The following is a 12664-nucleotide window of genomic DNA, read 5'->3' as shown; positions in this document are numbered from 1 at the left end:
TCGACGCAACCTATTCTCGTCCTGTGACATCGCCCGGCTTCTTGTCCTCCCGCAGACCCCGCCAACTCGGATGGCGAAGGCGTCCGGTCGCCGTCCAATCCATGAACCGCGCCTCACCGACGAGTTCAGGCCTCACCCACACCGCACCCTTGCGGTCATCTGCTGGAAGTTCCTCCTCGAACGGACTTTCCTTCTGACGCAACGGTTCCAGCAACGCAAGCAGTGACTCCAAATCACGATCACTGAAGCCGGTACCGACGCGTCCCACGTAGGTCAATCCATCCTCACCCGGAATTCCCATGAGCAGCGCCCCGATCCCCTGCGCTCGATTGCCCTGCCCGGTGCGCCACCCACCGATCACCACCTCTTGGGTGCGCCAGTTCTTCACCTTGATCCAACTCGACCCCCGCCGCCCTGGAAGGTAGACCGATGCACGACGTTTGGCGACAATCCCTTCCCACCCGGCATCGGTACTCACCTCCAAGGCGTTCTCCGCCGTGCCCTCGATCTGCGGTGGTACCTCGAGCTCACCGACCTTGCCCGCCAACGCATTCAACACGGTGCGGCGATCCGAATAGGACTTCCGCAGCAAAGACACTCCGTCGAGGTACAGAAGATCGAAGGCCAGGAACACCGGTTCCCCACCTCGCTGAAGGAGGCCGAAATCTGTAACTCCCGCGTCGTTGTACGCCACCACCTCACCGTCGAGAACCACGTCATGACCGTCCAGCACCGCGGCCAACCCGGCAAGGGCTGGATAGTCCCGGGTCTTGTCGTTACCCGCGCGACTGCGAAGCGACATTGTGCCCGAATGATATTCGAGAATCACTCGAATCCCGTCCCACTTTCCTTCGAAGGCCCACTCCTGCGGGTCGAGACCTTCGAGCGTTCCAGCGGTGGCAAGCATCGGCTCGAGATTCTTGGGAAACTCCGTTCCGAAACTCGCGTTCTGATCCTTCATCAGATGCATCAACCACTGATCACCCTTTGTCCGGATCAGCGCGAAGCGTCCCTGCACCCGCTCCCCACTCAAGCGCACGATCACCTCGTCTTCACGCCACTTCTCGGTCTCGTACGTCCCGGAATCCCAGATCGTCATCGAACCGCCGCCGTACTCCCCCTTCGGAATCGTGCCCGAGAATGTGGCGTATTCGAGCGGATGATCCTCGGTGTGCACGGCCAGCCGATTCTCTCCGGCACTGGTCGGCACGCCCTTCGGGACTGCCCAGGACACGAGCACACCATCCCGCTCGAGACGAACGTCGTAATGCAAGCGTCTGGCGTGATGTTCTTGAATCACAAAAGTATTGCCCGCTGTCTCCTTGGCCACCGCAGCAGGGATCGGCTCCGGAGTCCGGTCGGCCGACCTCTTGTTGCGATAGTGCGTCAACGTATCGGCTACAGCCGCTGAGACCGGCGGATCCAGATCGCCCAGCAGATCACCGTCGGATTCGACGCGCTCCAGAACCTCGTCGAACAGCAGGTGGCGCAGTTTCGGATCGTCGAGTTCGTCCCAACTGCGTGGCGCGGCAACATAGGGTTGATCGCGACCGCGCATCGAATACGGCGCAATGGTGGTCTTGGCTGCGTTGTTCTGACTCCAGTCCACGAAGATCTTGCCTGCCCGGACATTTCGCGCCATCGTCGCGGTGACGAGATCCGGGTGAAGCTTCTCGAGCCCGGTGGCGATCTGCTTGGCGACAGTCGACGCACCACTGCCGTCCAAGGCTCGATCCAGTGGTACGTAGAGGTGGATTCCCTTGCTACCACTGGTTACCGGATAGGCAGTCCACCCCAGAGTTGCGACCAGATCTCGAATCGACCTCGCCACCTCGGCGCACTCGGCCAATCCGACGCCTTCGCCCGGGTCGAGATCGAATACCAGTCGTGTCGCCGGACCACGCTCGGAACCGTCGAATCGCCATTGGGGAACGTGTAATTCGAGTGCCGCCTGTTGCCCCAGCCACGCCAGGGATGCAACGGAATCGAAGATCGGGTAAGTGACGACGCGATCAGAATGTTGCAGCGACGCACGCGTGAGCCACTGCGGGGCAGACGACGCCAGGTTCTTCTCGAAGAAGGACTGACCGTCCACACCGTTGGGCCAACGCTTACGAGTACCAGGTCTACCGACGACATGCGGAAGCATGACTGCGGCGATACGGGTGTAGTAGTCGATGACTTCGGCCTTCGTGGTGCCGCTCTCGGGGTAGAGGATCTTGCCCAGATTGGTCACGGACACGGTTGTGCCGTCGAGAGTGATCTGACCCCGATCCGTCGTTGCCATTTCCTCATTGTGCTGGATAGCGCTGCGTCTGGCAGTAGAAATCTGATGGATCGGAAACCTGCCGCTGTGCCAGGCCGCGGGCAAGACTGGATTCTCGATGGGAGAGGAGACCACGATGACAGTTCGCAGTTCCGTGGAGCCGTTGGTGGACAACAACTGGCGGATGTTCGCCACCTGCAAAACAGTGGACCCGGCGGTGTTCTATTCGCCGGGTGAAGAGCGCGGACGCAATCGGGCTGCACGGGAGAGTTCCGCGAAGCAGGTGTGCTTCCGCTGCCCGGTCATTCGGGACTGCCTGACCTTTGCACTCGAGACCGCTGAACCGCACGGAGTCTGGGGTGGGACGACACCGTCGGAGCGCCTTGCACTGCGACGCTCAGCTGCGTGAACTCCGCTCACACGAGACCCCCGTCACGTCCAGACCGGACAAACAGGCAAGATGGCCTAGTGCCTATGACACGACGCGCAGTTGCCGTGACCGCGATCTTCGCTTCCTCGATCTTGTTGGGCTCGTGTTCGTCGCAGCCGGAGGCACCTGCGGCAGCAGACACCACCACCACGGTTCCCGAGGCGTTCACCAAGCTTCCCTCGACCACCGCAGTGGACAAGTGCGGACCCCAGAGCGGGACCACCCTCGAAGACGGTGTCCTGACCATCGCCACTGACTCACCGGCGTACGCGCCGTGGTTCGTCGACAACGATCCGTCTAACGGCAAAGGCCTCGAGGGTGCGGTGGCCCGGGCGGTCGTCGACAAGCTCGGGTACAACACCGACCAGGTTCGCTTCACCACTGTCGCCTTCAACGACGCATTGAAACCAGGCCCCAAGGATTTCGACTTCGACGTCAATCAGTTCACGATTTCCGGGGATCGCCGCGCGAACGTCGACTTCAGCTCGCCGTATTACGCAGTGGCGCAGTCGGTGATCGCCTCACGCGGAAGCAAGGCCGCCGGCGCAAAGAATCTTGCGGATCTGGCCGGCTACCGTTTGGGCGCTCAGACCGGTTCCACCAGCCTCGCGGCGATCACCGACACGATTGTTCCGACCACTGCGCCACGCGAGTTCGCGACCACGGACGACGCGAAAGCTGCGCTGGCCGCGGGCGAGATCGACGCATTGGTCGTCGACATCCCGACCGGATTTCACATCACCGAGAACGAACTGCCCGGGTCGGTCATCGTGGGTCAGTTTCCGCGGCCCAACGCAGTCACCGAATTCTTCGGTTTGGTGCTCGAGAAGAACAGTCCGCTGACCGAGTGCGTCTCCGCGGCCGTCGATGCGCTCTACGCCGACGGAACCCTCGAGAAGCTCGCAACCGAATGGATCACCGACAGCGCCGACGCACCCGTTCTCGAGTAGTTCAGCCGGCGCGCCCACTGATCGCGCCGACGAACACCTTCGGGATGTCTGCCGGTGTCGGAGCGAAGTGACTGTTACCGCCGGTGAGAGCCGAAATCTGCTCGAGCACATCGGTATCGGCATCATCGGTGACACCGATGGTGATGATCGGTACCGGCCGCGTCGGGTCCTGCTCGCGAGTCAGGGTGTCGAGAAGTTCCTGCAGGGCGATACCCGACGGATCGTCGTTGGCACCGTCGGTAAGCAGAATCACCGAATTGATCGAGGCCGGATCGTAGGACTGTTGCATGGACCGATACGCGGCGAGAACGCTGTCGTACAAACCTGTTCCGCCGCCGACGATCGAAGAGAGGTTGTCGATCCGAGACAGCAGTTTGCTCCGATGATCCGTGCCACCTTCAGTTGCATCCATACGGGCGACAGGTTCGAGTTCGCGGTAGTCCGTCCCGTCACCGAGGTCTACGGAGAACGCCCAGAGACCCAATTGTGCGTTGGCAGGAAACATTCGGATCGCGATGTCACCGGCCTGCGCCGTCGCGGCCATTCGAGTGATCCCGTCCTGCATGTAGTCCATGGACCCCGAGACGTCGACAACTGCCAGCGCGCGGGAAGGCCTGGACAGAATCTCGTACCGCGCAAGCGCTTTGGTGACCACAGACGGATCGGACGGCACCAGCGAGCCAACCTTTCCCACTCCACCGGCGACCGGTGGGGCCTGATCCGCGCCACGGAACCCGAGGCCGGCAAGTACGGAACGCCCGGTGTCCGATGCCAGCGCTGCCGCCAGCAGTTTGCCGGCGTCGTCCGCCGCCGACGAGTCTGCACCCACACTTGCCATCGGGTAGTCCATGAAGACCGAACCGGACGACGGTACCGACGCGGTGAGTCGACTGTCCGCATGTGCGGCGAGATAAGCCTCGAAGGTCTGCTCGGTAGTCACCGCGGTTCCGCCGGACGCGTCCACGGTTTGGATGCGCCCGGTCGAACCGGTTTCCTTCAGATTTCCGTACTGCGCTTGTGCCACCGGCACCAGGGCTGCCGAAATGGATGTGAGGTCCCCGCCCCGCGACTGGGTCTCGGCAAAGGCCGCCACGATCGGCGCGCTGGAGACGGCACTGGTCAGGGGATCGCCGATGTGCAGCGATGGAGCGCCGAGGACATCCGTCCATGCGCCGGGTGCCTCGGTACCCGGCGCCGAGACGGCGACAACCGGGGTGGACGCGACCGAGTTGCTGATCCGGCGAATCTCCTGCCCGCTTGCCGAAACCTTGTCCAGCCATTCGCTCGAATCAGGGATCCACAGTGCGGGCGCCGCACCGTCGGCGATCGCCGCGACGGTGAGCACGGGATCTTGCGGCGTCACGCTGAGCGAGCTGCATCCGAGATCCGCGGCGGGGATGGCAGCGGCGACAGCTTCGAGTCCCGAGGCGATCGACGGATCGGCCGCCACGGTCACGGTTTCCGAGTTGTCACAGTTGGTTGCCGTCGCAGCTGCAGCGGCGCCCGCACCGAGTTCTCCCTTGTCGCTGACGCTTTTGAACGTCACGGCGAATGCTGCCGTTCCACCGACTGCAACTACCGCCAAGAGTCCGATCAGAACCTGCACGGATCGAGGCATGGACGCAGGTGGTGCGCCGTACCCATGACGAGACGACATTGATCGAATCCTTTCCGGCGGGACCCGCATCAATAACCAACTGATGCCCGGTTTATCCCGCCGAAAAGAATCCTAACTCATGTTAGCGGTGAAGTAGCTCTATGTGGAAATCTCTACAAACTAGGTGTAGATCTGGACAAACTGGGCCAGTGACTTCTCCACATCGCCTTTGAGCGCCCGCGCCACACTCGAACCGATCGGGCCGAACAACGGCGCGCCGCCCAACTCGACTGTCAGCGCGAGTTCCGACCCGTCGCCCTTTGCCTTCACGTCGAGTTCGAGACCGAGCTTGACCCCGCCCTTGCCGTCTCCCTTGAGTGAGATCGCCTTCGGGACGTCGTACTTCTTGATGGTCCACCGAACACGGTTGCGCAGGCCTTTCACCGTCACGACCGAGCTGATCTCGGTGCCGACACCCAATTGCTCGGGAAGTTCACTGCGCCATCCGTCGTGAACCACGAGCCAGTTTTCGTAGCCGCTGAGATCGGAGGCCTTGTCCCACACTTCTTGAGGAGGAAGCGGAACGTCGATTTTCACTGTGAGCTTTGCCATGGCAGAACAATAAGCCCCGTGCGCCTTTTCCGTAACCAGAGGTACCAGAAAGACGCACGGAGCTTTGCCCCTCTTAGTGGCTGACGGCCTTTTCGACGCCGACGCCGGTGAGGGAGCGAACTTCCATCTCCGCCTGCTTTGCCGGATCTTCGATCTTGTTGCGTCCGATGTACGTACCGACGATGCCGAGGACGAATGCCAGCGGGATCGAGACGATGCCGGGGTTCGAGAGCGGGAACCAGGCGAAGTCGGAGTTCGGGAACATCGACGACGGCTTGCCCGACACTGCCGGGGAGAACACGATCAGCGTCAAGCAGCTGACCAAACCGCCGTAGATGCTGAAGAGCGCACCGGTGGTGTTGAACTTCTTCCAGAACAGCGAGTACAGCAGGGTGGGTAGGTTCGCCGAGGCCGCCACTGCGAAGGCGAGGGCCACCAGGAAGGCGATGTTCTGCCCCATCGCCATGATGCCGAGAACGATGGAGACGAGTCCGATGACCACGACGGTGATTCGAGAAACTCGAACCTGCTGCTCCTCGGTTGCGTTGCCGCGCTTGATGACACTGGCGTAGATGTCGTGAGCGAACGACGCCGAAGCAGTGATCGCGAGACCGGCAACGACGGCGAGGATGGTCGCGAACGCCACCGCGGAGATGATGCCGAGGAAGATGGTGCCACCGAGCTCGAAGGCGAGCAACGGAGCGGCCGCGTTCTCTTTACCGGGTGCTGCCAAGATCTTGTCCGGTCCGACCATGCTGGCCGCGCCGTAACCGAGAACCAGTGTGAACAGGTAGAAGGCACCGATGAGCGCGATCGCCCAGGTCACCGAGCGGCGAGCTTCCTTGGCAGTGGGCACCGTGTAGAAGCGCATCAGCACGTGCGGCAGGCCCGCAGTGCCGAGTACCAAAGCGATTCCGAGAGAGATGAAGTCGAGCTTCGTCATTCCGGAAAGACCGTACTTGGCACCGGGCCCGAGGATGTCTCGTCCCTGCACGCCCTTGGTGGTGGAACTGTTGACCATGTCCTGCGCATCGGCGAGCAACTGAGAGAAGTTGCCGCGCACTGCCCACAGAACGAGTACGAACATGATTCCGGCTCCGGCAACCAGCAGAACTGCCTTAACCATCTGCACGTAGGTGGTGCCCTTCATGCCGCCGACCAAGACGTAAACGATCATCAGCACACCCACGATCGCGACGACGATCGACTGTCCCACCTTGCCGTCGATGTTGAGCAGCAGGGCGACAAGTCCACCGGCGCCGGCCATCTGGGCAAGAAGGTAGAAGAGGGAAACGGCCAGGGTGGACAGGGCTGCCGCCATGCGCACCGGACGCTGCTTGAGCCTGAAGCTCAGGACGTCGGCCATCGTGAATCTGCCGGTGTTCCTGAGCAATTCGGCGACCAGAAGCAACGCAACCAACCAGGCGACAAGGAATCCGATGGAGTACAGGAAGCCGTCGTAGCCGTACACGGCGATCGCACCTGCGATACCGAGGAACGATGCCGCCGAGAGGTAGTCGCCGGCGATGGCGAACCCGTTCTGCGGGCCGGTGAACTGTCCACCGCCGGTGTAGAAGTCGGACGCCTTCTTGGTGGTCCGGCTGGCGCGGATGACCAGCGTCATGGTCACGACGACAAACGCGAGGAAGATCGCGATGTTGAAGGCGGGGTTTCCTACGTCCGTTCCGGACGCGGCGAGTGTGGTGATCACTGTGCGGGACCTTCCAGTTCTTCACGGATGGCGGCAGAGCGGGGATCGAGCTCACGACCGGCGAACTTCACGTACCACGCGGTGATGGCGAAGGTCGTGACGAACTGCCCGAGGCCGAGGATGATGCCGAGATTGATGTTGCCGAGGACCTTGGTGGCCATGAAGTCGTGGGCATAGGTAGCCAGGACGACGTACACCGCATACCAGAGCAGGAAGAATGCAGTGATGGGGAAAACGAACTTGCGCAGACGCGTTCGGAGTTCCTGGAATTCGGGACTCGCTTGCATGTCTATGAATGCCTGGGCATCCGGGGTGCGTCGCTCTTGCGGCGACCCCTCACTGATTTCTGCTGTGGACACTGCCGGCTCCTCGCCTCGCGTGTGAAGTGAACTACGCACAGACGTTAGTGAGATCGGAGTCACATGAAGATGCTGTGGCGCCAGTCACACGGTGAGCAGTCGCGTGCTGCGCCGAACGGTCAGGCAGGCGCGACCAACGGCAGAGGGTTCGGGCGGTGAAAGTCAGGGTTGGCGGAGATCGTCTTCGCGATCGGAGCCCATTCCGAGCCTTTCCGGGGCGTGCATCCGCGTGAAGATTCGCGCAATATCTGCCGGTATCTGCTTCGACGACACCTTGCTCACGACGATCATCGTGAGGAACGCCAGCGGCACGCTCACCGCGGCCGGGAACGCGAAAATGGCTGCCGGCCAGCCACCGAGGACGTCCTCCGACAAACCACCCAGGACAGCGACAGTGGCGGCAGTGCCCGCAACACATCCACCGACAACCATCCCCGCCCCCGCGCCGACGGCAGTCAGACCGCGCCACCAGATACCCAACACGAGCAGTGGGCAGAGCGTCGACGCGGCGACCGCGAACACCAACCCGACGGTTCTCGAGAGGTCGACCGACACCACCGCCAGCGACAGCACGAGCGGAACGAGCCCGGCCAGGAGCGCTGCAATACGGAAGTCTCGAACTCGTCCGCGGAGAACATCGGTACTGACGACGCCCGCGATGCTGACGAGCAATCCGGACGACGTCGACAAGAAGGCGGCAATGGCACCGGACGCCACGAGGGCTGCCAGCAGTTGTCCGCCCCACCCCGAGAACACCGAACCCGGCAGCAGCAACACCGCGGCGTCGGAGGTGCCCGTGATCAGAAGTTGCGGAACGTACAGGCGAGCGAAGACGCCGAGGAGGGTCGGAAACAGGTAGAACACGCTGACCAGACCGACAACTGCAAGCGAGGTCAGACGAGCGGCCCGGCCGTCGGGGTTGGTGTAGAACCGGACGAGAACGTGAGGCAGGCCGAGCGTTCCGAGGAAGGTCGCGAGCATCAGCGAGTACACCTGATACATCGGGTGCGGCCCGCCGAAACCCCAACCCGGGGTGATCCAATCCGAGTTCTGCGCGGGCGCTCCGGCGACGACGGGAACCGCGGCTCCCGCGTCGAGAACCATGGACATGCCTTCACCGAGGGTGTGCTCCCCCGGGCCCAGTGTCACGGTTCCTTCGACCACTCGCCCGTCGACTGTGCCGCCGCTGACCGTCACCGGCTCCGATACCTGGACGACGACGTCGGTGGTGATGTCGACGGTCGTCGCAGTGGTGACCGTCGGCGGCATCGACGCGCCGACGTCGTGATGATCGCCGAAGAAGTAGAAGGTCAGTGCCACAGCGGGAATCGCGACGGCAGTCAGTTTCAGCCAGTACTGGAAGGCCTGAACGAAGGTGATCGAGCGCATCCCGCCGCCGACGACGTTGGCGATGACGATGACCCCGACAGCAACGCCGCCGATCCAGCTGGGAACCCCGAGCAGAATGTTGAGCGTCAGTCCCGCGCCTTGGAACTGTGGAATCAGATACAGGATGCACACCATCGCGACGACGAGCATTGCGAGCTTGCGCAATCGCGGTGAGCCGAGACGGAATTCGGCGAAATCGGGGACGGTGTATGCACCGGAACGCCGAAGCGGTGCTGCGACGAACAGCAGCAGGGCGAGGTATCCGGCGGTGAAACCGATGGGATACCAGAGGGCGTCGGCGCCGTATTTCGCGACCAGCCCGGCCACGCCGAGAAACGAAGCAGCGGAGAGGTACTCACCGGAGATGGCCGTCGCATTCCACCGCGCGCTGACGGTTCTGGACGCGACGAGAAAGTCCGAGGTGGTACGAGCGAGCCGAACGCCGTAGATTCCGATAGCCACGGTTGCCACGGCCGCCGCAACGATGCCGAGCACCGTCAGCACCGGGATAGGTTGTCCTCCCACAGCGCCGCGCTCAGTCGTCCACGATGTCGTTGAAGTCCTGCTCGTTTCGCTCCGCACGACGCACGAACACCCAGCCTGTGGTCAACAGCAAGGGATACACGGCGCCGCCCATCACGAGCCACGGCAACCGGATGCCCAGGACTGCGACCTCCGACAGTGTCGGGAAGAGATGCGTCAGAAGCGGTACCGCACACAGGAGCCCGGCTGCGACGACGGCAAGGCGAATCGCCAGCCCCAACTGCGCGCGAACGAGACCGCGGATCATGGCGTCACCGACTTCGGTCTGTTCCTGCACCTCCACCCGCGTACGGACGATCCGTGCGCCACTACGTTGCGCCAACACAACGCGCTCACGCTGCGGAGGATCGGACTGCGACGTCACCGTGACAACCAGCTCTGCTTGGGCGCACGAACCAGTCGATCCTTGAGTTCACGGGTGTGTCTGCGGCTGACCGGAAGTTCGACGGGAGGCTTGTCTCCGTGCGGGCGCAGACAGACCACCAATCCGCTACCTACTGTGCGGATGCCGGTGACCAGCGCCAAAGACACCAGGTAGGAGCGGTGCACGCGCAAGAAGCCCGCGTCGGCCCAGCGTGATTCGAGTGTCGAGATCGGGATGCGTACCAGGTGCGACTTCCCGGCGGTGTGCAACCGCGCGTAGTCCCCGTCGGCTTCCACCCACTCCACCGAGGAGCGTTGAACGAGCGTCGTAACGCCGCCCAGTTCCACCGGGATCACCTCGTCGGTGGACGCAGATTCGGGCTTGTTCTCGCTCTTGGTGCGCCCGGCCAACCCCACGATCCGTTGAACGGCCTGAGCGAGACGCTCCTCGCGGAGCGGTTTGAGTAGATAGTCGACGGCACCGAGGTCGAAGGCATCAACAGCTCGATCGTCGTGCGCTGTCACGAACACCACGGGTGGTGGCGTCGCGAAATTGGAGAGGATGCCGGCCAGTTCGAGACCGTCGAGTCCGGGCATGTTGATGTCGAGAAATACCGCGTCGATGCTTCCACCGCGCAGTATCCGCAACGCAGTCGTCGCATCCGATGCCGTGTGAACGTGCGCCACCGAGTCCTCGGCGCGCAGCAAGAAGGCCAGCTCGTCGAGGGCTGGTTTCTCGTCGTCGACGGCAAGGACGGTCAGCTGGGCATCAGTGTCAGTCTCGTTCACAACAGGTCCATGTTCCCACGACGGTTTCAGCCTGATCATCGAAGGCGAGAATCAGACGTGAATACCCTGCTTGAACTTGGGAACACGCATGCTGACCTTCGTACCGGCACCCGGCGCTGTCTCCACCACGAGTCCGTAGTCGTTGCCGAACGCGGCACGAAGTCTGTCGTCGACGTTGGCCAAACCGACGTGAGCAGCTTCGCGTGCGCTGGGTCGTCCCGATCCCGACTCGATGGCGTCAAGTGAGCCGGAACGCAGTAGTTCAGGGTCCATCCCCACACCGTCGTCCTCGACGCTGATGATGCAGTCAGGTCCCTCGTCCGCGGCCACGATGCTCACGGTCCCGCCCTCCGGCTTACTCGAAATGCCGTGACGAACCGCGTTCTCGACCAGCGGCTGGAGAGCCAGGAAGGGAAGAACCACGTTGAGCACTTCGGGTGCTATCTGAAGGCGGACGTTCAGCGCCTCCCCGAATCGCGCGCGTTCGAGGGTCAGGTAACGATCGATGTTGCGTAGCTCGTCGGCAAGCAGGGTGAACTCACCCGCAGATCGGAACGAATACCGGGTGAAGTCCGCGAACTCGAGGATCAGTTCTCTGGCCCGCGCCGGGTCGGTTCGAACGAACGACGCGACCGTGTTGAGCGCGTTGTAGATGAAGTGGGGACTGATCTGCGCGCGGAGGGCACGCACTTCGGCGCGATCCAACAGGGCTCTGGACGCGTCGAGGTCGGCGAGTTCGATCTGGCTGCAGGCGTATCGAGCCACCTCGGTGACCGCTCCGAGCATTCCCGGCCACGGGTCTTCGCTGGTGACGATTCCCAGCACGCCGACCACGCCGATGTCCTCGATCAGCAGGGGCTGAGCGATCAGCGCTCGCACATGGTGATCGCTCGGTCCGCGCACCAGGTCCGAGTGGGTGACGAGCACCCGGCGTTCGCCTTCGATCGCGCGAATGGCGGCGTCGTGGAATTGATCGGACAACGCTTCGTGACGGCCGTCCCACGCCAGCAGATTTCCCGACGCGTCTGCGAGGCCCAGACCGGAACCGCCGGTCAGCTCGCGTAGGTGAGGCGCCGCCTCGGCGGCCGAATTCTTGTCGAGTCCACGCCGAAGTGGCCGCGCGGCAAGTGAAGCCGTATGGAGCGCGGCATGGACGGCACGCTCGGTCGGGGTGGTCACCTCACGTCTGGTGCGCATCCACACCGCTGTCAGTGCCCCGGCCACTGCGAGAATCAGCACGCTGAGAAGCGCGACCACGGCCGGACTCAACGCGAATCCTCGTCCAGTTTCCGGATCAGTGTTTTCGGGGCCACCGTGCGGTACGCATCTTCGACGACGTCGGCTACGTCGTTCCAGAATTTCTCGTCCTCGGTCTCGTCGGCACTCGGAACGTCGAGGTACACACCGATCCATCCCCGGCCACCCACGTACGGGGGGACGAAGAACCTCGTCGGATCGCGACTGACCCAATCTGCCTGCGCCCCAGGTGGGGCCGCGGCCCAGATCGCGAGGCGATCGTCGTGGTGGTGATCTGCCATGGTGACGAACTGCGGCGCTTTGCGCACGAAAAACGACGATTCACCGTGGCTGACCCGCTCGGTTGCCTCTGGCAATGCCAGTGCCAGAGCGCGGATTCGTGCCGACGCCGTCATCGA

12 protein-coding genes are annotated in these 12664 nt (G+C 62.9%); 2 read left to right on the top strand and 10 right to left on the bottom strand.

The window, feature by feature from the left end; all coding sequences use genetic code 11:
• Positions 1-10: 10 nt before the first annotated feature.
• Positions 11-2287, bottom strand: a complete 2277-nt coding sequence (locus tag CPI83_RS07670) for an ATP-dependent DNA ligase (protein WP_097387034.1) — start codon at positions 2285-2287, stop codon at positions 11-13.
• Positions 2288-2402: 115 nt separating this feature from the next.
• On the opposite strand from CPI83_RS07670, the gene CPI83_RS07665 reads away from it, so the two are divergent.
• Both CPI83_RS07665 and CPI83_RS07660 read left to right on the top strand, forming a co-directional pair.
• Positions 2403-2675 carry a WhiB family transcriptional regulator gene (locus CPI83_RS07665; RefSeq protein ID WP_019744832.1) on the top strand — a complete coding sequence of 91 codons (273 nt, stop codon included), beginning with the start codon at positions 2403-2405 and terminating at the stop codon, positions 2673-2675.
• Positions 2676-2740: 65 nt separating this feature from the next.
• Positions 2741-3646: a transporter substrate-binding domain-containing protein gene (locus tag CPI83_RS07660; RefSeq protein WP_020970424.1), complete on the top strand. Its 906-nt coding sequence runs from the start codon at positions 2741-2743 to the stop codon at positions 3644-3646.
• 1 nt (position 3647) lies between these two features.
• On the opposite strand, the gene CPI83_RS07655 is transcribed toward CPI83_RS07660, so the two are convergent.
• The 9 genes from CPI83_RS07655 to CPI83_RS07615 all read right to left on the bottom strand — a co-directional run bounded on the left by CPI83_RS07655 (position 3648) and on the right by CPI83_RS07615 (position 12661).
• On the bottom strand, positions 3648-5303 hold the full coding sequence (locus CPI83_RS07655; protein WP_097387033.1) for a substrate-binding domain-containing protein: 1656 nt from the start codon (positions 5301-5303) through the stop codon (positions 3648-3650).
• A gap of 120 nt (positions 5304-5423) precedes the next feature.
• Positions 5424-5855 (bottom strand): SRPBCC family protein, encoded by a 432-nt coding sequence (locus tag CPI83_RS07650; protein WP_003939735.1) that lies wholly within the window; start codon positions 5853-5855, stop codon positions 5424-5426.
• A gap of 73 nt (positions 5856-5928) precedes the next feature.
• The gene (locus tag CPI83_RS07645) at positions 5929-7566 is read right to left on the bottom strand and encodes a cation acetate symporter (RefSeq protein ID WP_097387032.1); all 1638 of its coding nucleotides are present in this window, start codon (positions 7564-7566) and stop codon (positions 5929-5931) included.
• Positions 7563-7925 carry a DUF485 domain-containing protein gene (locus CPI83_RS07640; protein WP_003939976.1) on the bottom strand — a complete coding sequence of 121 codons (363 nt, stop codon included), beginning with the start codon at positions 7923-7925 and terminating at the stop codon, positions 7563-7565. The genes CPI83_RS07645 and CPI83_RS07640 overlap by 4 nt, the downstream gene beginning before the upstream one ends.
• A 162-nt stretch (positions 7926-8087) precedes the next feature.
• Complete coding sequence (locus CPI83_RS07635) at positions 8088-9839, bottom strand: cation acetate symporter (RefSeq protein WP_019744836.1); 1752 nt, start codon at positions 9837-9839, stop codon at positions 8088-8090.
• 10 nt (positions 9840-9849) lie between these two features.
• Complete coding sequence (locus CPI83_RS07630; protein WP_003939880.1) at positions 9850-10221, bottom strand: membrane protein; 372 nt, start codon at positions 10219-10221, stop codon at positions 9850-9852.
• On the bottom strand, positions 10218-11048 hold the full coding sequence (locus tag CPI83_RS07625; protein WP_232816880.1) for a LytTR family DNA-binding domain-containing protein: 831 nt from the start codon (positions 11046-11048) through the stop codon (positions 10218-10220). The genes CPI83_RS07630 and CPI83_RS07625 overlap by 4 nt, the downstream gene beginning before the upstream one ends.
• A 12-nt stretch (positions 11049-11060) precedes the next feature.
• Positions 11061-12278, bottom strand: a complete 1218-nt coding sequence (locus CPI83_RS07620) for a histidine kinase (RefSeq protein WP_019744838.1) — start codon at positions 12276-12278, stop codon at positions 11061-11063.
• Complete coding sequence (locus CPI83_RS07615; RefSeq protein WP_019744839.1) at positions 12275-12661, bottom strand: MmcQ/YjbR family DNA-binding protein; 387 nt, start codon at positions 12659-12661, stop codon at positions 12275-12277. Before CPI83_RS07615 ends, CPI83_RS07620 begins: the two co-directional genes overlap by 4 nt.
• Positions 12662-12664 lie beyond the last annotated feature (3 nt).

This window comes from Rhodococcus sp. H-CA8f, assembly GCF_002501585.1.
Classification (GTDB): Bacteria; Actinomycetota; Actinomycetes; order Mycobacteriales; family Mycobacteriaceae; genus Rhodococcus_F; species Rhodococcus_F erythropolis.
This window is presented reverse-complemented; position numbering and strand designations above follow the sequence as displayed.

What these genes read in the sequence shown, in the direction of transcription:
- CPI83_RS07670 (WP_097387034.1), bottom strand. Translation starts at nt 2,287, where the DNA reads ATGGCAACGACGGATCGGGGTCAGATCACTCTCGACGGCACAACCGTG.
- CPI83_RS07665 (WP_019744832.1), top strand. Translation starts at nt 2,403, where the DNA reads ATGACAGTTCGCAGTTCCGTGGAGCCGTTGGTGGACAACAACTGGCGG.
- CPI83_RS07660 (WP_020970424.1), top strand. Translation starts at nt 2,741, where the DNA reads ATGACACGACGCGCAGTTGCCGTGACCGCGATCTTCGCTTCCTCGATC.
- CPI83_RS07655 (WP_097387033.1), bottom strand. Translation starts at nt 5,303, where the DNA reads ATGTCGTCTCGTCATGGGTACGGCGCACCACCTGCGTCCATGCCTCGA.
- CPI83_RS07650 (WP_003939735.1), bottom strand. Translation starts at nt 5,855, where the DNA reads ATGGCAAAGCTCACAGTGAAAATCGACGTTCCGCTTCCTCCTCAAGAA.
- CPI83_RS07625 (WP_232816880.1), bottom strand. Translation starts at nt 11,048, where the DNA reads ATGATCAGGCTGAAACCGTCGTGGGAACATGGACCTGTTGTGAACGAG.
- CPI83_RS07615 (WP_019744839.1), bottom strand. Translation starts at nt 12,661, where the DNA reads ATGACGGCGTCGGCACGAATCCGCGCTCTGGCACTGGCATTGCCAGAG.